The following is a 20027-nucleotide window of genomic DNA, read 5'->3' on the forward strand; positions in this document are numbered from 1 at the left end:
AGCAAGGCCCAGGCCGCAGCCGATTGGATGCATGCCCAGCAGCCCCAGGCCGAGGAGATGGCGGCGTGAAACAGGTTCGCAAAAATGGCGCTGGAATTCACATTAGCGCTGGACTGTCAGGATATGTCGCCGAGATGTCCTGCGCCTTTACCTGCGCGGCGCTGGGGATCGTGCCTACGGTCCGGCATGTGGACTATATCGGTGCCTGGCTGACCCTCCTCAAGGAAGACGAGAAGGCGATCTTCCGCGCCGCGAGCGGTGCCAGCAAGGCCGCCGACTTCCTCCTCGGCAAGGGGGAGGACCAGTGATGGAGCAGTCCTTCCTCTCCCGTTTGATCCTGCGCCACCGGCTGCGACTGGCGCTGCGCCGGATGACCCCGCTGCAGCGCGAGATCTTCCTCGCGCTGCGATTCAAGGCCGATACTGTCGCCAGACTGGCCGACGTTCACGGACTGAGCAGCGATGCCATTCTCGAAGAGTTTGCACAGGCGCTTCTCGTTCTCGTGCGTACGCTCAATCCGCCGCGCCGATCATGGCGCAACTGGTGGCTGCGATGACACGCCGCCACCAGCGCGGCCCTTGCCAATCTGCGCCTGCCCGGACAGGGTAGCAGGCAGCCATGCGTACCGACCTCGATCATCTTCCGGCGCAGAAGCAGCGCGAGCTCGAGCGCGTGATCGCGCTTATCTTCGAGGAGTTCGAGGACGCCTTTGCGCTCTCCCGTGACGAGTGGAAGAAGCAGGGCCGGATCCTCAAGGTCATCCTCTACGGCTCCTACGCCCGGGGCGGCTGGATCGACGAGCCGCATACCGCCAAAGGCTACAAGTCGGACTATGATCTCCTCATCATCGTCAACGACAAACGCCTCACGGACCGCGTCAAGTACTGGTCCCGGCTCGATGAGCGGCTGATGCGCGAGTACGGCATGACCGGGACCATCCGCACCCCGGTCAACTTTATCGTCCATACCCTCGGCGAAGTGAACGATGGTCTCGCCAACGGCCGGTACTTCTTCATCGACGTCGCCCGCGACGGCATCGCGCTCTATCAGGCTGACGACAGCGAACTCCATGAGCCCAAGCCCAAGACGCCCGCGCAGGCACTGGCCATGGCGCGGGAGTACTTCGAGGAGTGGTATCCGAGCGCGCTTGTCTACCTCGGCTCTGCTCAAGATTTAGTAGCGCAGGGCAGGACGAAGGAGCCTGCTTTCATTCTCCATCAATCGGCGGAGCGGCTGTACCACTGCATTCTATTGGTCGTGACTTTCTACTCGCCACACGTTCACAATCTGGCGTTCCTCCGCACGCAGGCCGAGCGGATCGATCCGCGCCTGACTGCCGTCTGGCCGCGCGATAATCGCAAGCAGCGGGCCATGTTCGAGAAGCTCAAAGAGGCCTACGTCAAAGCCCGCTACTCTAAACACTACCGCATCACGGCCGACGAACTGGCATGGCTCGGCGAGCAGGTTGAGGAGCTCGGACGCGTCGTCCAGGCAATCTGCGAAGAGCGCATCGCCATGCTCGAAGATACCGCTCGGGAAGCGGGCTGAACCTCAATCAGCTGACCACGCAGGCCAGCGCCTGAGAGCAACCGGAGGCCCCGCCGGTCCTGTTCTCCAGATCCCGATTGTCAGTCCGTCCGTGAACCTGGAGCCACCACTCTGGAAGGGGGAAGGTAAGCACACCGTACCCGGGTGCCCGGTGTGCTGAAGTGGCAGAATTCCTGAGCTTTCGAGTGATTGCGCGCTCGTTCCCGAGCTACTGTCATCTGAGGTCCGCCACGAATCTACACTGTAGAGTGACGTACATCCCACGTAACTCGCAGAGATATTGTTCTATATTTGTTCTTCCCACTCGCCAGCTCTTACCCTATCATGATGCCTCGTCCCGGAGGGGTTTCCGGCCGAGGTGGCGGCCAACGCAAGTTGGAAACCATGCGTTTTGCGCTTCAGTGTTATGTCGACGAGAGCCTCCACGAGGCCGTCAGGGCGGCTGCCGCCGCATCCCATATGAGCATGAGCCAGTGGCTCAAGCTGGCCGTGATCGAGAAGATCGAGGGCCATGATGAGGCAGCCTATCGCGACCAGTTGATGGGCCATATGCTGTTTGCGACAGCGGCAGCCGAAGGCCTGCTGCTTGCTCAGGCAGACAAGGGTATCCGCACCCGGGTCCACGCTGCTCACGGCAAGCGGCTGAACGAGTACCGCGAGCGCGTTGCCCGCGCCAGAAGGGACGACTGAGCCATGCTGTCGGTCGCCAATGTGCGCTCCGCCGGCGGGGCAGCAAGCTACTTCGCCAAGGACAACTACTACACCTCGGCTGATGCGGATCGGTCAGGATCGTGGGTCGGCAAAGGCGCTGAACGGCTCGGTCTGACTGGTACCGTCGAAGCTCGTGCCTTCGAGGCCATCTTGCGGGGCGAGTTGCCGACGGGAGGCCGGATCGGGCGCGAAGGCGCAGCGCACCGCGCGGGTACGGACCTGACCTTCTCGCTCCCCAAAAGCTGGTCGATGCTGGCGCTCATCGGGAAGGATCAGCGCATCGTCGATGCTTACCGCGAGGCCGTGATCGAGACGCTCAAGTGGGCGGAAAAGAACGTGGCCTTCATGCGCATCGAGCAAGCAGGGAAGGAGCGGCAGGTGCAGACGGACAACCTGACTGTGGCTTTGTTCCAGCACGATACCAATCGCAATCAGGAGCCCAATCTCCACTTCCACGCCGTCGTTGCCAACATGACGCAAGGCAAGGACGGCACCTGGAAAGCGCTGCGCAATGACCGGCTCTGGCAACTCAACACCTTGCTCAATGCGATGACCATGGCGCGCTTCAGGGTCGAGGTTGAGAAGCTCGGCTACCGCGTCGGTGAGGTCGGCAAGCATGGCAACTTCGAGGCTGCCGGGATCGACCGCGAGGCGGTGATGGCCTTCTCCACACGGCGGCAGGAAGTGCTCGAGGCGCGCCGTGGCGGTGGGCTGGAGGCAGGTCTGATCGCCACGCTGGCAACGCGCTCGGCGAAGGAACAAGGCGTCGATCGCGATGCGCTTCTGTCCCAGTGGCAGGAGCGTGCCTGGGGCCTTGGTCTCGACCTCGCCGGCATGGTGCGCGATGCCCGTGAGCGGTCGACTGCGATGGCCATCGCCGACCAAAGGGCATCGCAAGATCGTCCCTCGATCGCGCAGCGTGGCAAGGTGATGGTGCTCGAACTGGCGGAGCGACTGGGGATCAGGGAAGGGGACCCGCTCGTCCCCACGCGCATCCATCTGCGGCCTGCGCAGGAGATCGCTGCAGCCCATGCAGTGGCCTCCGCTGTGCGGCATTTGTCGGAGCGGGAAGCAGCGTTCAAAGTGACCGATCTCGCCAAGGCCGCACTCGATATCGGTCTGCCCACGACAATGCCGCTGATCGAGAAGCGCATCGGCCAGCTGGCCGACCAAGGGGCGCTCAGCAAGGGGCGCGGTGCCATGCAAGGCTGGCTTACCACCTCCGATGCCGTCGCGCTCGAAAGCCACATGCTCGCAGAGATCGAGAAGGGTAAAGGCGCCGCCACTCCGATCATCGCGATGGACGAAGCAGGTTCTCAACTGCAGGCCTCGGCCAGCCTGAACTTCGGGATGCAACTCAATGCCGGGCAGGAAGCAGCGGGGCGGTTGATCCTGTCGTCGACCAACCGCATCGTTGCCGTGCAAGGCGTAGCCGGTGCCGGCAAATCCAGTCTGCTCCGCCCCGCCGCTCAGATCCTCGGCGAGAACGGGAAACGGCTGATCGGGCTTGGCGTGCAGAACACGCTGGTGCGTATGCTGGAGCGCGATACCGGGATCCCGTCGATGACCTTGCATCGGTTCCTTGGGCAGCATCGAGCGTTGCTAGATGGGACGGCGAGCAAAGCGGAAATGGCCGAAGCACGCTCCGCATATCGGGATACGGTGCTGGTGCTCGATGAGGCCTCGATGGCCTCGACACGCGATCAGGACAGGCTCGTCAGGCTTGCCAATCTGCTCAAGGTCGACCGCCTCGTTCTCATGGGTGATCCGAAACAGCTTGGCGCGGTCGAGGCGGGGAAGCCCTTTGCGCTGGCGCTTGCAGCCGGTACCGAGACCGCGCGGATGGAGACCAACCTGAGGGCGCGATCCGAGACGCTCAAGCTTGCCCAGGCCGCTGCGCAGCAGGGCCGCACTGGCGAGGCGATGGAGCATCTCAAGGATCACATCGTCGAGGTCAGTGAGAACGGCGCGGTCGTGGCAGCAGAGCGCTGGTTGTCGCTGCCGCCTGCCGAGCGGGAACGGACAGGAATCTACGTCTCTGGGCGTCAGTTGCGCGACGAGGTCAACGTGGCTGTGCAGACCGGGCTCGCCCTCAATGGTGAGATCGGACCGGACAAGATGACCCTTCCCGTCCTGTCCCGCGTCAACGCGACGCGCGAGGAGCTAAGACAGGTACGGACTTACGCGCCGGGCATGGTGCTGGAGGTGGCGGCGCGGCAGTCGCGGCAAAACCTGGCGAAGGGGCGGTATGATGTCCTGAAGGTCGATGCCGATAAAGGCACAGTCGAGCTGAGAGGCGCTGATGGTCAGAGGCAAACGTTCCTCCCTTCGCGCATCGGCTTGAAGGGGGACAATCAGGTGCTCCAGCTTCTCGAGCGCAAGGCGCTGACCGTCTACACCGGCGACACCATCCGCTGGACCGCCAACGACCATCAGCGCGGGCTGATCAATGCCGACCGGGCGACGATCAGCGCCATCACGCAGGATGGCATCAGCGTTCGGACATCGGCAGACATGGATCAGAAGCTCAAGGTTGGCGATCCTATGCTGGCGCGGCTCGATCTGGCCTACGCGCTCAACGCACACATGGCGCAGGGGCTAACCTCCGACAAAGGCATCGCCGTCATGGATAGCCGCACCCGCAAGCTGCTTTCTGCGCGAAACTTCCTCGTGACGATCACCCGGTTGCGTGACGAACTCACCCTGATCGTCGACAACCGCAACAAGGTCGAAATGAGAATCGGCCGCAATCCTGGCGACAAAACTTCGGCGCTGGAGGTGGCCGAGCGGCTCGGCGCGGCAGCGACCAAAGGCCAGGAAGCTGGCAAGCCGCCAGAGCCCGAGGCAGAGGCCAAAAGGCCACCCGAGCTTGAACGCACAATCACGCGTGTGGTGCCTTTCGAGATGGGAATTTGATGCCGGGCTTGCCTTATCGGCTCGGCCAACCGAGCATCTTCGCTGGCTCAGGAAATATCCCGAGCAACATCGAGCCCCATACATCGATGATTTCGCGGCGGCGCTTGAGGTATGCGGCGCGATTGTAAGCACCCTCCGAGCCCGACACGCCTTCTGGGATATGAGCCAGCATCAAGTCGATGACATGGCGATCGCCCGGCGTGCCCCCGCGCTCGGCCCACTCGTTCATGATCGTTGAGAACGATGCCCGCCAGCCATGTGGCACATGGCGGCCCTGATAGCCGCAGCGGTTGTAGAAATAGCTCAAAGTGTTTTCGCTCATCGGTACACGCGCATTGCGGTTGCTGGGGAATATCAGCGGACCGCGCCCGGTGAGCACATGCACCGCGCGCAGCACGGCTACCGCTTCGGCTGACAGCGGCACCAGATGTTCAAACCCATCGTCGTGCTTAAGCTCGAGCATGAGTTTCATCCGAGCGGCGGGCACGCGCCACAACGCGTCGGGGCAAGGCTCCTCGTTGCTCCAATCCACGTTCTCGATCTCGGTCCACGGCAGAGCCCGGATCATGCCGGGGCGCTGAGCAGTCAATGCCAGAAAGCGTGAGGCCAGCTTGGTCAGTGGCGAGGCGGGCTCGGCTTCTGTCTTACGGATCATGTCGTGCAGGGCATCGATAGAGACTAGCGCGGGACGCTTGCGGGCGCGTGGTACCGGCCTTAGCGCCTTGGTCACCACACCTGCTGGATCCCGCGCCGCTGCGCCCTCGGCAATGGCATGCACAAACACTGCCGAGATCCTCTGCCGCACCCGGTGCGCCGTCTCGATAGCGCCTCGCTTCTCGATCTTGCGCAAGACCGAGAGTACCAGCGGCTCATCGATCTCGCGGATGGGCAGCTTGCCAATCCACGGAAACACTTCCTTCTCGAGGCTGCTGATAACATCGCCTGCATGGATCGGCGTCCAGCGGCTCTCCTGCAGATCATACCAGCCCCGCGCCAGCGCCTCGAACGTGTTTCCCGCAGCAATTGCCCGTTCGACCTTGGCCTTCTGCGCTTCAAGCCCCGGATCGCGGCCTTCGGTCAGAAGTTTGCGCGCCGCAATCTTCCGGTCGCGCGCCGCCTTCAGCGACAGATCGGGGTAGCTGCCAAGAACGAGCCGCCGCTCCTTCCCGGCAAAGCGGTACTTCATCCGCCAGCTACGGTGACCGGATTTGGTCACATAGAGGTACAGCCCCTCGGAATCGGAGAGCTTGTAATCCTTGTCCTTCGACTTGGCATTCTTGACGGTGAGTTCTGTGAGCATTGATGCCCCCGGGTCGGCGATCGAGTGCCCCCACTAGCGCCCCCGGATGGTCGCGGATGCTCAGGGATCAATCGAAACAAACAGGGAACAATATTGACCGCAAATCCGCAGAAATGCAAGGAAAATAGGATGTTAGGGGAACCTTGCAGATTGCAAGGTGGCGGAGACGGAGGGATTCGAACCCTCGGTACCGGATTTACCAGTACGACGGTTTAGCAAACCGTTGGTTTCAGCCACTCACCCACGTCTCCGGATCGCAGCGGCGAGGGCGGCCTATAGCGGCGGTTCACCAAGGCGGCAAGGGGGGACCGGCGGCCGCCTGCAATTCCTGAACCGGAAGGTGGAAAAGCGGCAACGGTCGCCTGTTTTCGTCGGTCCGGCGTATTTCCGACTCGACTCATCGCCCGTTCATTGTCGCGGAGCGACGACTGGATTCTGTGCTTGAAGGTTGACCGTGGCGGCTGCGGCCGGGGGCCGGGCATGAACAGGATCGGGATGGACGTATGAATATCTACCGCCGGATTATGCAGGCCGCCGCCGGGCTGGCGCTTGTCGCGGGGCAAGCCGCAGTGGCGCAGGTGCAGACGATCGATCCCAATTCGGCGATCGACGGCGATTTGTCGCACGGCGCGGCGGCGGCGCGTGCCACCCCGGTCACGCCGTCTTCGGGAACCTATGCCACGCCCGTCGGGCAAGAGGTGGGCACCACGCCGGCCCTGCCAGCCCCGTCCACCGTGCCGGCACCGGCGTCCGATCCGTCTTTGCCCGCGACGACGACCGCGGCGCCCGTGCCGCCGCCGGCCAGCGCGCAGGCCGCGCCGGGCAATACCTATCACGAAGACGATCTTATCGGCGCAGCGGAAGGCGTGTTCGGCAAGGGCGCCAAGGGGCTGGCGCTGATGATCCGCGATATTCTGGGTAAGCAGGGCGAACCCAACGGGTACATTACCGGACGCGAGGCCGGCGGGGCGCTGGTGGTCGGCCTGCGGTACGGGTCGGGCACGTTGCACCACAAGGTGGAGGGCGAACGGCCGGTCTACTGGACAGGTCCGTCGATCGGCTTCGATGCCGGCGCCAATGCCGGCAACACGTTCGTGCTGGTTTACAACCTGTACGACAGCGAGGATCTCTATCACCGCTTCGGCGCGGGCGAGGGGCAGGCTTACCTCGTCGGTGGGTTCAACGTCAGTTATCTGCGCCGGGGCGATGTGGTGCTGATTCCGGTGCGCATGGGCGTTGGCCTGCGGCTGGGCGTGAACGCCGGTTACATGAAGTTCTCGCACAAGCAGAACTGGCTGCCGTTCTGACGCGGGTCCGGCGGGGCGCCTGACCGGAAACGGCCTGCGAGCCGGACGGGCTCCTCTTTGGTCGACAAATCAGGCCAAAGGCCAAATCAGGGGTTGCCCCGAAGGCATAGCGGCGGCATGGAGCCGCCGCGTTTTCCGCAGCTTTCAGGACACACCCCATGCTCGAAAATCTTGCTCCCCAGCCCGCCGATGCATTGCTTGCGCTGATCAAGCTGCACAATGCCGATCCGCGCGCGGACAAGATCGATCTGGGCGTGGGTGTCTATCGCACGTCCGATGGCGCGACTCCGGTTTTCGCGGCGATCAAGGCCGCCGAGAAGCGGCTGCTCGATACGCAGGATTCCAAGGCCTATCTCGGCCCTGAAGGCGACATGGGCTTCGTCCATGCGCTGATCCCCTATGTTTTCGGCGCGGACTTCGATCGTTCGCGGGTGGAAGGCATGCAGGCGCCCGGTGGAACCGGCGCGGTGCGGCTGGCGGTGGAAGTGGCCAAGCGCGCCGGCATCAAGCGCCTGTGGATGGGCACGCCTTCGTGGCCCAACCACGCCCAGATCGTGAACGCGATCGGCCTGGAACTGAAGACTTTTCCGCACATGACCGCCGATGGCGCGGCCGATCTCGATGCGCTCAAGGCGGCGCTGGCACAGGCGGAGGCGGGCGACGCCGTGCTGCTGCACGGTTGCTGCCACAACCCCACCGGCGTCGACTATACCGATGCGCAGTGGGACGAGATCGCACCGCTGCTGCAGGCACAGGGCGTGCTGCCGATCCTCGATCTGGCCTACCAGGGCCTTGGCGCGGGCATGGAGGCCGATGCCTATGGTCTGCGCAAGGTGCTGGCGACGGTGCCGGAAGCGCTGGTGGCCTACAGCTGCGACAAGAACTTCGGCCTTTACCGCGATCGCGTCGGCGCGTTCTACGCGGTGACGTCGGATGCCGATGCGCTGGCCAAGGCGATGTCGAACGGCGCGACGATCGCGCGCGCCAGCTGGTCGATGCCGCCGGATCATGGCGCGGCGGCCGTGCGGCTGGTGCTGGAAGATGCAGAGCTGACGAAGCTGTGGCTCGCCGAACTTGACGAGATGCGTGACCGGATGCGCTGGGTGCGCGATCGCCTCGCCGCCGCGCAACAGGTCGGCACGGTCAACATGGCGCCGCTCGGCACGCAGCACGGGCTGTTCTCGATGCTGCCGCTCAACGGCGAGCAGATCCTGGCCATCCGCGAAAAGCATGGCGTGTACATGGCCGGTTCCGGGCGCATCAACATTGCCGGGCTGACCAATGGCAATATCGAGAAGTTCATCGAAGCGCTCGGTGATGTCGCGGCCTGATCCGGCCGGGACGGAGCTGTTCGACCGGCAGGCGGTGCTGGAGGGGGAACGCCTCCTTCTGCGCCCCTACCGGCCCGAAGACTACGAAGCGCTATACGCCGTCGCGTCCGACCCGCTGATCTGGGAAGTGCATCCGGCGCATGACCGGTGGCAGGAGCCGGTGTTTCGCGCCTTCATGGCCGATGCGGTGGAACAGGGCGGAACGCTCGTCGCCATCGACCGGGCAAGCGGGGAGGTCGTCGGCTCCTCCCGCTTTCAGGGACTGGACGCGGTACGTTCGCAAGTCGAGATCGGCTGGACCTTTCTGGCGCGCAAATGCTGGGGCGGGGCGTACAATCGCGAGATGAAGCGGCTGATGCTGGCGCAGGCCTTCACCGGCGTGCAGCGCGTGGTATTCCATATCGGCGCGGACAACGGCCGTTCGCGCAAGGCCTGCGAGGCGATCGGCGGCCGGCTGACGGACGCGACCGACGTGGTCGAGCGCGGCGGCGCGATGGTGCTGCACGTGATCTACGAGATCACCCGCGATAGCTTCGCCAGCGGTCCGCTGGCCTGAATGCCCGGCCGTGCCGTGAAAGGCAGGCGCCGGCTGCTATCGCTCGCGATCCGCCTGGGCATCGTGGCCCTTGGCGCGGGGTGTGCCGTGCCGCTTCATGCGGAGGATGCGCCGTGGTCGGCGCGTGCCCGAACGGTGGCGGCCTATCTGGACCAGCAATGGGGCCAGCCCGCGGGCTGGGGCGCAAGCGAACCCTGGCAGCGGTTCGTGATCGTGGACGCGCTGATCGATTACGAACGGCGCACGGGCGATCGCGCGTGGCGCGGCCGCGTGGATGCCGCCGTGCGCAACAGGGCCGGCCTTGCGCTCAACGATGATGCGCTGTGGGCGGTGATCGCCAGCGTTCACGCGTGGAACGGCGATCACGATCCGGCGTTACTCGACTATGCCAGCGATACCTATCGCCGGCTCGTCACGACCTATTGGGATGATCGTTGCCAGGGCGGGCTATGGTGGGACCCCGCGCGATCGTACAAGAACGCCATCACCAACGAACTGCTGCTCTATGCCTCCACGCAATTGTATCTGGCGACCGGACAACAGGCGTATCGCGAGTGGGCCTTGCGTATCTGGTCCTGGATCAGCCAGTCGTCGATGATCGGACGCGACGGGCTGGCCAATGATGGCCTGAACGCCTCCTGTCGCAACAACGGGCAACCCTATTTCACTTACAACCAGGGCGTGCTGATCGGTGGGCTTACCGATCTGGCGACGATCACCGGCGATCCGGCCTATCGCGATCTCGCGGTGCAAACGGCCCTCACCGCCACGCGCCTGCTCTCCACGCCCGGCGGCATTCTGCGCGAACCGGTTCCCTCGATCGGTTCGGACGGCTTCATGTTCAAGGGCGTGTTCGCTTATCATCTGGGCCATCTGCTCGACGACATGCCGGCCGGCCCGGACCATGTGGAACTGCTGCGCTGGAGCCAGGCCAATGCCGAAGCCGTATGGCAAGCCAGCGACGCCGGCATGCGCGCGATCGGAAGCGACTGGTCCGATCGCGCGTCGGCAGCCGGTGCGGCGTCGCAGGTATCCGGCCTCAACATCCTGCTGGTGGCAGGCGCATCCGCTGATACCGGCGGCCCCCACCTTTGAGAACGCGTTGACAAGTCACCGCTTCGCAACACACTGACGCTTCGATCCGGCGGTCAGGCCAGCCGGTGTTCGCGGACCGATGCGGCGGAGATGGCATGAGCGAGGACAGTCAGGATGCCGGATTGACCGGATGGAAGATCGACCAGCTCGATTTCCCGACGTTCCGTATCAGTCTTCTGGCCAAGATCATGGATCGCGTCACGATCCGCACCCTCTCGCAGCAGACCGATTTGTCCTATGCCCAATGGCGCGTGCTTGCCCGGCTGGGTTTGATGCCGGGCGGCGGCACGGTGCGCGATATCGCGACGCTAGCCTGGGTCGATCGTGCGGAGGTCAGCCGCGCGGTGAGCGCGCTCGAAGAGTTGGGGCTGGTGGCGCGCAAGGATAACCCCCGCGATGGGCGCGCGCCGATCCTGACGCTGACGGCGGAGGGCGAACGGGTCTATCGCGATGTGCTGGGCAAGCGCACCGCGTTCCATGAACACCTTCTGGAAGACCTTTCGACGGAGGAAAGGGCCACGCTGGACGCCCTGCTCGTCCGCATCGGAGACCGTTTGCTGGGCGAATTCGACAAGGCATGAATGCCGGGCCGACGGATAGCGCGGAGTCTAGGGTGATCCGCGCGCACCATCCTCGACAGTTGTGCTCCATCCTAGACAGTTGGAGAATAAGTGCTTGACGATTGTCTAATTGCATGAAAACCTCCCCAACAAATTCGATAAGCATAACGTGATTGCGACAGGGCAATGGGGAGCTGGCCATGCGGCGTAGCGACGGTCGTGTTTCGGGTTTGTGGTGGCGCGCGGGGGCCTTGCTGGGGTCGACCGCGCTGGCGGGAACAGGGCTGGCGGGAAGCGGGGTTGCGTACGCGCAGCAGGCGGCGGACCCCAACCAGCCGGTCGATATCGTGGTTACGGCCACCAAGCGCAGCGAACGCATGCAGGACGTGCCGATCAGCATCCAGGCGCTCGGCAATACCGAGCTGGACCAGCGCCAGGTGCAGAGCTTCGACGATTACGCGAAGCTGCTGCCCAGCGTCAGCTTCCAGTCGTTCGGTCCCAGCCAGAGCCAGATCTACTTCCGTGGCGTGACCAGCGGTGGTGACGGGCTGCACGGCGGCTCCGCCCCGGCGAGCGGTCTCTATCTCGATGAAGTGCCGCTGACCACGATCGCCAACAACGTCGATTTCCATGTCTATGACATCGAGCGGGTCGAGGCGTTGTCCGGCCCGCAAGGCACGCTTTACGGCGCAAGTTCGCTTTCAGGCACGCTTCGCCTGATTACCAACAAACCTGATGCGTCAAAGTTTTCAGCGGGTTATGACCTTGATCTCAACAAGTTCGGCAAGGGAGCGGTGGGCGGCACCGCCGAAGCGTTCGTCAACATCCCGCTGGGCGAGCGTGCCGGGATCCGCCTGGTCGGGTTCTACGAGCACGACGGCGGCTATATCGACAACACGCCGGCGACGCGGACCTACACTCTGAACGATGATGACTCGACGACCAACGTCACCATCAACAACGCGAAGTATGTCAAGAAGGACTTCAACGACGTCGATACCTGGGGCGGCCGGGCCGCGCTGAAGATTGATCTGGACGATGACTGGACGGTGATGCCGGGCATTACCTATCAGCATCAGGTCGCGCACGGTGCCTTCCTCTACGATCCCCGTGCCGGCGACCTGCAGGTTCACGATTTCACGCCCGATCTCAACAAGGATAGCTGGTATCAGGCCGCGCTGACCATCGAGGGCAAGCTGTCTGACTGGGACGTGACCTATGCCGGCGGCTATTTCGAACGCCATACCAGCAACCAGACCGACTACAGCTATTACACCGTCGCCTATGACGGAGGCTCGCATCAGGGCGGCTTCTATTACACTTATTTCCCGACAGGGAACGGCGGCTTCCTCGATCCCACGACCTACCAGGTACTGGCCGATCGCTATACCAAGATGACGCACGAACTGCGCATTTCCTCTCCCGCCAAGGAGCCGTTGCGGTTGACGGCCGGCCTGTTCTTCGAACGGCAGACCGACTACATCGAGGCGGATTATATCATTCCCGGCATCTCGCAGATCCCGCAGGACGGGTTCTTTTATCCCAAGCCGATTCCGGGGTTCGGGGATTCGACGTTCCGGACGCGCACCAACCGCGTGGACCGCGATTACGCCGCCTTTGCCGATGTCGCGTGGGACATCGTGCCCAACCTGACGCTCGACGTCGGCATCCGGGGTTTCATCACCAAGAACACGCAGATCGGCTTTTCGGGCTTTGCCTTCAATGCCGCAGATCCGAATTGCGTGCCGACGACCTCAACCGACCGGCCCTGTACCAACATCAACGGCAAGTTCGTCGATTCCGGGGAGACGCACAAAGCCACGCTTTCGTGGAAGTTCGCGCCGAACAAGATGGTCTATGCCACCTATTCCACGGGCTATCGCCCCGGTGGCCTCAACCGCAGGACCGGTATCCTGCCCTACAAGTCCGATACGCTCGACAACTTCGAGATCGGCTGGAAGACAAGCTGGTTCGATCGCAAGCTGACGATCGGCGGGGCCGTGTTCATCGAGAAGTGGAAGAAGCTGCAGTTCGGCCTCAGTCCGGTCGGGCAGGCGGGCGTCACCAACATCTACAACGCCGGCGACGCGCGCGTGCACGGGATCGAGGGCAACTTCGACTGGCGGATGGGCGGATTCCAGCTTTCCGGTTCGGGGACGTATGTCGATGCCAAGCTGACCACGGACTTCTGCCAGTTCGATGCGGCGGGCAACAGCGTGTGCGTGCCGGGCGTCGTGCCGGCGGCGGCGCGGGGCACGCGCCTGCCGATCCAGCCGAAGTTCAAGGGATCGGCCACCGCGCGCTACAACTTCCGGCTGGGTTCGATCGACGCCTACGTACAGGGATCGGTGCTGCATCAGAGCAATTCGCGGACTTTCCTGACCGACGCCGAATATGCGGCGGTCGGGCCGACGCCGGCCTTCACCACGGCGGATTTCGCGGTGGGCGGGCAACTGGGCGACATGACGTTCCAGATATACATCCAGAACGCCTTCGACGCGCGCGGGGAACTGAGCCGCAACACGGCCTGCGCGCCGTCGTTCTGCGGGGCTTACTACCGTGTCTATCCGGTGAAGCCGCAACTGTTCGGGATCAAGTTCGGACACCACTTCTGACGGAGGGGGATGGCGGCCGCGCTCTCGATCCGTCGAGGGGCGGTCGCTAACTCGCCGGCATCTCCACCGCATCCCAGCGGTCCAGCAGCCATTGCCTGACATAGGCCGCATGCGAGCGGTCCACATGGAGGCGGACGGTGTCATCCCGCCACACCGCCGTCACGCGCAGCGCGGCGAAGCGCATCACGCGCGAGCACAGACCGGGGCCGGGCCGGTCATGGTCGAGCCGTGCGGCCACACCCGATCCCGAAAGCGTGAAGGAGACCAGCCCGGCGCCGGCGTCGCCCACCAGCGCGGACTTGCCCGCCACGGCCTGTTCCAGCGCCGGCAGGAGCGCGCCGGGCGTTTCGATCAGGAAGTCATGCGGCCCTTGCCAGATCAGCAGGGCGCCGCCGGCTTGCGTGGCAACGGGCACGGTCGGTGCGGGAAGCGGCGCTTCCAGCACGGCGGTGATCGCGCGCGTCAGCGCGGAATCGCGGTCCGGATCGAACGTAAGCCGGGCGAGAGCGGGCATACTATCGACGTGAAAATGCACGGCCTCCGTGGCCACCGGTTCAGACATGGAGCCGGGCTCCTTCGGGATCGAGGAAGCGCGGCGCCACCACGCGCGCCCGGAAAGCGCGCCCTTCCGACCAGATATCGACCATTTCCCCGTGGCGCTGGCGCCCGTCGGCGAGCAGTCCCAGCGCGATTGCGCGGTCCAGCGTGGGGCTGAAGCAACTGCTGGTGACGAAGCCCTGGCTGGGATGCGGCGAGCCGCCCACGACATGGGCACCCACGGGCAACGGTTCCTGCCGCTCCAGTGGCTCCAGACCGACAAGCTGGCGGCGGCCGGCCTTGGTGGCGGACGGATGGAGCAGCGAACGCTTGCCGAGGTAATCGCCTTCGCGCTGGCCGGGCTTGCCCCAGCCGATGTCGGCCGGGATCGTCGCGCCGTCGGTGTCTGTGCCGACGTGGATGAAGCCCTTTTCGATGCGCAGGATGTCGAGCGCCTCCAGCCCGAACGGCACCATGCCGAACGCCTGCCCGGCTACCCACAGACGGCCGGCCAGCATTCCGGCCTGTGGCGCGGCGATCGCGATCTCGTAGCTGAGTTCGCCGGTGAAGCTGACCCGCTGGATGCGGAGACGGTGGCCATCGAGCGTGGTTTCGGCGACGGACAGGTGCGGGAAATCGGCCGAGGCCGGGGGAAGGGCGCAGCCCGCCGCGCGCACCACGTCGCGCGCCTTCGGCCCTGCGATGGTCAGCACCGCCCATTCCTCGGTCACGTCGCGCGTCACCAGATCGAGCGGCCACTGGCACTGGTGCCAGTCCTCGATCCAGCCGCGCACGCGCGCGGCATGGCCGCTGCTGGCGTTGAGCAGGAAGTGATCGTCGGCCAGGCGGGCGATCACGCCATCGTCGAGCAGCACGCCGAGCTCGTCGCACAGCAGGTTGTAGCGCGCGCGCCCGACCGGAATCGTGCTGGGGCGGCCGAGCGAGATCAGGTCGAGGAAGCGGCCGGCCTCCGGTCCTTTCAGCTCGATCTTGCCGAACGAGGAACTGTCCATGACGCCCACGTTGCCGCGCACGGCCAGCGCCTCGCGCCGGGCCGCCGCCTCCATGCTCTCGCCGGCAAGGGGGTAGTGCGACGGGCGCAGATGGCCGAAGTCCTCGAACACAGCCCCCCGATCGACGTGCCAGTCGTGCGTCGGCAGGTGCTGCCACGGGCGGAACAGCGCGCCGTTGGGGCGGTCGGCGGCCAGCGCGGCGATGGCGACCGGGGCGAAGGGCGGGCGGTATTTCGTGGTGCCGAGCGCCGCCGGATCGTCACCCCGCAACTGCGCCAGCGCGGCAACGCCGTTGGTGCTGCTGAGCCGCCCCTGGTCCACGCCCATGCCCCACACGGTATAGCGCTTGACGTGTTCGACTGAGCGGTAGTTCTCGCGCGTGGCCTGTTCGAGATCGGCCAGCGTCACGTCGGTCTGCAGGTCCACGAACACGCGCTTGGGGTTGTCGCCCGGCGGCAAGGGCGGCGCGGGCGGGCCGGCGAGGGGAAGGGGGGCGGCGGGCGCGTCCCCCCGCGCGGCGGCAAGCCCGGCGGCGCGTCCGCTGGCGACGGCTTCGTCATGATCCCGCAGGCCGGCGGCAAGGCCGCAGACGTGCGTGGGTTGCGCGGCCTTGTCGGGCACGAAGCCGCCCAGCGCGGGATCGTGGCGCGTGCGGCCGCCGGACTGGCTGAACAGCTGGATGGCGGGCGACCACCCGCCCGAAACCACGATCAGGTCGCAGCCGATCCGCTGCGTCCCGTCCGGCCCGTCGATCACCGCACCACGCACGCGGGACCATCCCCGGGCGGCGCGCACGTGGCTGCCGGCATGGACGGGTATCCCGCGCGCGCGCGCCTGCTCTGCCAGCGGTGGCGCGGGACGCAGATCGACGATAGCCCGGACGGCAAGGCCAGCCTCCTGCGCTGCGAAAGCCGCCGCATAGGCGGCGTCCTCGGCGGTCGCGAACAGCGCGGCCTTGCCCGGCGCCACGCCGTAGCGCGCGATATAGGTCTGTACCGCACCCGCCAGCATCACGCCGGGCAGGTCGTTGTTGGCGAACAGCATGGGCCGCTCGAATGCGCCGGTCGCGATCACCACCTGCGCGGTGCGCAGCTTCCACAGCCGCTGGCGCAGACTGCCGGTGTCGATCTCCTCGACGGCGGTCACGAAGTTCGCATCGTAATAGCCGAGCGCGGTGGTGCGGGTGAGGGCCTCCACGCCGGGCGGCAAGGGGCCGGACAGGCGCGTGTCGGCTTCCACCAGCAGGACCTTGGCGCCCGCCGCATGGGCCGCTTCGCCGGCCGCGAGGCCCGCCGGCCCGCCACCGATGACCAGCACGTCGACGTGGCGTTCGCGGGCTTCGTAGCGGTCCGGGTCGGGCAGCGCTGGGGCGGTGCCGAACCCGGCCGCGCGGCGGATGAACGGTTCGAACCAGTGCCAGTTCGGCCAGATGAAGGTCTTGTAGTAGAATCCCGCGCTCAGCAGCGCGGCCAGCCGGTCGTTGAGCCGGCCCAGGTCGAAGCGGGTGGAAGGCCAGCCGGTGGGGCTGGACGCCACCAGCCCCTCGCGCAGCTGGACCAGCGTGGCCGGCACGTTGGGCGTCAGCGCCGCGCCTTCGCCAAGCTGGACCAGCGCATTGGTTTCGGCAAAGCCCGTGCCGATCACGCCGCGCGGGCGGTGGTACTTGAAGCCGCGCCCGACAATGGACACGCCGTTGGCAAGCAGCGCCGAGGCCAGCGTATCGCCGGCAAAGCCCTGCAGCGTGCGCCCGTTGTAACGGAAGGTCAGCGGCTGGCTACGGTCGATCCCGTCGCCGCCCTGGGGAAGCCGGAACCCGCTCATGCCACGCCGTCCGGCCGGGGCGCATCGGGGCGATAGGTGGCGAGAATGCGGTGGCTCACCGTGTCGCGCAGCGCGTGGAACCAGCGCCGGCAGCCGAAGCTGTGGACCCAGCGTTCGGCCAGCACGCCCTTGGGATTGGTGTGGAAGAACAGATAGGCCGCCCAGTCCTCGGGCGAGACCTGCTCGGGCGGTTCGGGCCGGTCGATATGGGCATCGCCACCGTTGACGAACTCGTCCTCGTCGCGCGGGCCGCACCAGGGGCAATCGATCCGCAGCATCAGTGGGCGATCCCGGCGGCGGCGGCTTCGTCGACAAGCGCGAGATCGCGGAAGCGGTCGAGCGAGAAGGCGCGGATCAACGGGTGCGGATCGCCGGTGGCGACGGTGTGGGCGAACGTCTCGCCGCTTGCGGGAATGGCCTTGAACCCGCCACCGCCCCAGCCGCTGTTCAGGAACAGGCCCGGCACCGGGCTTTTCCCCAGCACCGGCGAACTGTCATAGGCGTAATCGACGATGCCGGCCCATTGGCGCAGCAGCCGCACGCGGCTGAACGACGGGATCAGCTCGATCAGCGAGGCCAGCGCCGCTTCCATCGTCGGCAGGTTGCCGCGCTGGGCATAGGAGGCATAGGCATCGGCGTTGCCGCCGATCACCAGCCCGCCCTTGTCGGACTGGCTGACATAGACCCCCAGCACGTTGGACGAGGCGATGGTGTGCAGCACCGGCTTCAACGGCTCCGACACGAAGGCCTGCAGGGCATAGCTGCGCAGCGGCAGGCGGAAGCCCGCCATGTCGGCCAGCACGCTGGAATGCCCGGCGACCGCCACCCCCACGCGCCCCGCGCCGATCAGGCCGCGCGTGGTTTCCACGCCGGTCACCGCGCCGCTGACGGGATCGCGGCGGATGCCGGTGACCGCGCACTGCTGGATGATATCGACGCCCAGCCGGTCGGCGGCGCGGGCATAGCCCCAGACCACCGCGTCATGCCGCACGGTGCCCGCGCGGCCCTGCCACATTCCGCCCAGGATGGGATAGCGCGCATCCGGCCGGGTGTTGAGGATCGGGCAGCGCGCATAGCATTCCTCGCGCGAGAGCATCCGCATGTCCACGCCGTTCAGCGCCATGGCGTTGACCAGCCGGCGCTGGAAATCCAGTTCGTGCCGGCTGTGGGCGACCACCAGCTGCCCGCGCTGGCTGAACATGATGTTGAAGTTCAGCTCGCGCGAAAGGCCCTCGTAGAGGCTGACGGAATGGTCGAAGAAGGCCGCGCTTTCGGGATAGTAGTAATCCGAACGGACGATCGTGGTGTTGCGGCCGGTATTGCCGCCGCCGATCCAACCCGCTTCCAGCACGGCCACGTTGGTGATGCCGTGCTGCTTGGCAAGGTAATAGGCGGTAGCCAGCCCGTGGCCACCGCCGCCCACGATCACCACGTCATAGGCCGCGCGCGGTTCGGGCGAGCGCCAGGCTTCCGGCCAGTGCCGGTTGCCGGTCAGCGCGTGGCGCGCGATCGCGAGGGCCGAATAGCGGCCTTTCATCCGGGCCGGTGCCCGCCCTGGCGATCGGCGACATAGCGGCGGATGTCGAGGCTGTAGTCCTCGATCGGCGAATAGTAGCCGTGCGTGTGGACCCCGGCGGCAATGCCGGACTGGACGCGCTCACACACCGCCCAATCCTGCCGGTTGACCAGATCCCAGAAATCGACTGCGTCGGAGGGATCGAAACCGGCACGCGCCATCTCGTCGGGATGGAACAGGAAGCGGCATTCGATCACGGTCCGATCGGCGGCGACGGGCCAGAGCACGAAGGCGGCGGCGTGGTCCATCGACACGCTGAGCATCACGTTGGGGTAGAGCAGTTCCCCCTTGTGGCGGACCTTCTCTTCTTCCGAAAGGCCGGGGAAGGGCGCGCGCGTGGTGGTGCCGCTGGCGGTATAGGTGACCGCGCCCGGGCGGTGCGGGATGCCCGCTTCCCAGTCCAGATCGATGCCGCCGCGTTCGCGGAACGCCGGCACCACGTCGCACAGTTCGGGGTGGACGGCCGGGCAATGGTAGCACTCGTTGTAGTTTTCGAGCACGATCTTCCAGTTCGCGGCCACCTCGTAACGAATGGTGTGGCCGGTGCGCAGGTCCGCCAGCGGGTAGTTGGCCAGCCGGCGCGATGCGGTGGCAACGCCGGCCGCGAAATCGGGTGCGGTGTCCGGCTTCAGGTTCACGAACACGAAGCCGCCCCAGGTGGCGACGCCCACGGGATAGAGCGCGTAGTCCGCCTTGTTGAAGCCGGGCGCGTCCTGCAGGTGGGGCGCGGCCAGCAGCCGGCCGTCCAGCCCATAGGACCAGCCGTGATAGGGGCAGCGGATCATGTTGCGCGCGATCACCCCGGCGTCGAGCGTCACGCCCCAGCGCGCATCGTTCCCCGCATCGCACAGCCGCGCGCCACGATGCCGACAGACGTTGTAGTGCGCGTGAAGCGCGCCATCGCGGCCGCGCACCAGCAGGATATTCTCGCCCGCCACGTCGAGCACCAGGTGCGATCCCGCCTCGGGCAGGTCTTCCTCGCGCGCGACGCAGAACCATTCGCGCGCGAAGATCGTCTCCTTGTCCAGGGCGAAGGCTTCGGGCGTGAGATAGGCGGCGCTGTCGAGCGAGCGTTCCATCGTGGCGTCCCCCTGCGGCTGGCTCATGATCGTCGATTCCCTGCTGTCGTTATTAGACACTT

At 65.7% G+C, this 20027-nt stretch carries 16 protein-coding genes, 1 tRNA gene and 1 pseudogene; 11 read left to right on the plus strand and 7 right to left on the minus strand.

Annotation, left to right across the window (positions count from 1 at the left end):
* Positions 1–125: 125 nt before the first annotated feature.
* The 5 genes and pseudogenes from EH199_RS05985 to mobF all read left to right on the plus strand — a co-directional run.
* Positions 126–308, plus strand: a pseudogene (locus EH199_RS05985) (zincin-like metallopeptidase domain-containing protein); the annotation flags it as partial.
* On the plus strand, positions 308–556 hold the full coding sequence (locus EH199_RS05990) for an RNA polymerase subunit sigma (protein WP_124808373.1): 249 nt from the start codon (positions 308–310) through the stop codon (positions 554–556). The pseudogene EH199_RS05985 and the gene EH199_RS05990, both read left to right, overlap by 1 nt.
* A gap of 62 nt (positions 557–618) precedes the next feature.
* Positions 619–1548 carry a HEPN domain-containing protein gene (locus tag EH199_RS05995; protein ID WP_124808374.1) on the plus strand — a complete coding sequence of 310 codons (930 nt, stop codon included), beginning with the start codon at positions 619–621 and terminating at the stop codon, positions 1546–1548.
* Positions 1549–1932: 384 nt separating this feature from the next.
* Complete coding sequence (locus EH199_RS06000; RefSeq protein ID WP_124808375.1) at positions 1933–2238, plus strand: hypothetical protein; 306 nt, start codon at positions 1933–1935, stop codon at positions 2236–2238.
* Between the two features lie 3 nt (positions 2239–2241).
* Positions 2242–5175, plus strand: a complete 2934-nt coding sequence (gene mobF, locus EH199_RS06005; protein ID WP_124808376.1) for a MobF family relaxase — start codon at positions 2242–2244, stop codon at positions 5173–5175.
* Positions 5176–5188: 13 nt separating this feature from the next.
* On the opposite strand, the gene EH199_RS06010 is transcribed toward mobF, so the two are convergent.
* Complete coding sequence (locus EH199_RS06010) at positions 5189–6475, minus strand: integrase arm-type DNA-binding domain-containing protein (protein ID WP_124808377.1); 1287 nt, start codon at positions 6473–6475, stop codon at positions 5189–5191.
* 158 nt (positions 6476–6633) lie between these two features.
* A tRNA-Ser gene (locus EH199_RS06015) sits at positions 6634–6726 on the minus strand.
* A gap of 252 nt (positions 6727–6978) precedes the next feature.
* On the opposite strand from EH199_RS06015, the gene EH199_RS06020 reads away from it, so the two are divergent.
* The 6 genes from EH199_RS06020 (at position 6979) to EH199_RS06045 (ending at position 13939) form a co-directional block, all read left to right on the plus strand.
* Positions 6979–7782 (plus strand): DUF1134 domain-containing protein, encoded by an 804-nt coding sequence (locus EH199_RS06020; RefSeq protein ID WP_124808378.1) that lies wholly within the window; start codon positions 6979–6981, stop codon positions 7780–7782.
* A 158-nt stretch (positions 7783–7940) separates the two neighbouring features.
* Positions 7941–9113 (plus strand): amino acid aminotransferase, encoded by a 1173-nt coding sequence (locus tag EH199_RS06025; protein ID WP_124808379.1) that lies wholly within the window; start codon positions 7941–7943, stop codon positions 9111–9113.
* On the plus strand, positions 9100–9669 hold the full coding sequence (locus tag EH199_RS06030) for a GNAT family N-acetyltransferase (protein ID WP_124808380.1): 570 nt from the start codon (positions 9100–9102) through the stop codon (positions 9667–9669). The genes EH199_RS06025 and EH199_RS06030 overlap by 14 nt, the downstream gene beginning before the upstream one ends.
* 15 nt (positions 9670–9684) lie before the next feature.
* The gene (locus EH199_RS06035; protein WP_223806494.1) at positions 9685–10764 is read left to right on the plus strand and encodes a glycoside hydrolase family 76 protein; all 1080 of its coding nucleotides are present in this window, start codon (positions 9685–9687) and stop codon (positions 10762–10764) included.
* A 95-nt stretch (positions 10765–10859) separates the two neighbouring features.
* Positions 10860–11345, plus strand: a complete 486-nt coding sequence (locus EH199_RS06040; RefSeq protein WP_124808382.1) for a MarR family winged helix-turn-helix transcriptional regulator — start codon at positions 10860–10862, stop codon at positions 11343–11345.
* A gap of 179 nt (positions 11346–11524) precedes the next feature.
* Complete coding sequence (locus EH199_RS06045) at positions 11525–13939, plus strand: TonB-dependent receptor (protein ID WP_124808383.1); 2415 nt, start codon at positions 11525–11527, stop codon at positions 13937–13939.
* Between the two features lie 46 nt (positions 13940–13985).
* Here the strand turns inward: EH199_RS06045 and EH199_RS06050 are convergent, their stop codons facing one another.
* Genes EH199_RS06050 through EH199_RS06070 form a run of 5 tightly spaced genes read right to left on the minus strand, consistent with a single transcriptional unit; the run spans position 13986 to position 19992 of the window.
* Positions 13986–14501, minus strand: coding sequence for a hypothetical protein (locus tag EH199_RS06050; RefSeq protein WP_124808384.1), 516 nt, complete (start codon positions 14499–14501; stop codon positions 13986–13988).
* The gene (locus EH199_RS06055) at positions 14494–17310 is read right to left on the minus strand and encodes a 2Fe-2S iron-sulfur cluster-binding protein (RefSeq protein ID WP_124808385.1); all 2817 of its coding nucleotides are present in this window, start codon (positions 17308–17310) and stop codon (positions 14494–14496) included. The genes EH199_RS06050 and EH199_RS06055 overlap by 8 nt, the downstream gene beginning before the upstream one ends.
* On the minus strand, positions 17307–17588 hold the full coding sequence (locus EH199_RS06060) for a sarcosine oxidase subunit delta (protein ID WP_124808386.1): 282 nt from the start codon (positions 17586–17588) through the stop codon (positions 17307–17309). The genes EH199_RS06055 and EH199_RS06060 overlap by 4 nt, the downstream gene beginning before the upstream one ends.
* Positions 17588–18847 carry a sarcosine oxidase subunit beta family protein gene (locus tag EH199_RS06065; RefSeq protein ID WP_124808387.1) on the minus strand — a complete coding sequence of 420 codons (1260 nt, stop codon included), beginning with the start codon at positions 18845–18847 and terminating at the stop codon, positions 17588–17590. The genes EH199_RS06060 and EH199_RS06065 overlap by 1 nt, the downstream gene beginning before the upstream one ends.
* Complete coding sequence (locus tag EH199_RS06070) at positions 18844–19992, minus strand: aromatic ring-hydroxylating dioxygenase subunit alpha (RefSeq protein WP_223806495.1); 1149 nt, start codon at positions 19990–19992, stop codon at positions 18844–18846. Before EH199_RS06070 ends, EH199_RS06065 begins: the two co-directional genes overlap by 4 nt.
* Positions 19993–20027 lie beyond the last annotated feature (35 nt).

Source organism: Novosphingobium sp. LASN5T (assembly GCF_003856955.1).
In the GTDB taxonomy this organism is placed as follows: Bacteria; Pseudomonadota; Alphaproteobacteria; order Sphingomonadales; family Sphingomonadaceae; genus Novosphingobium.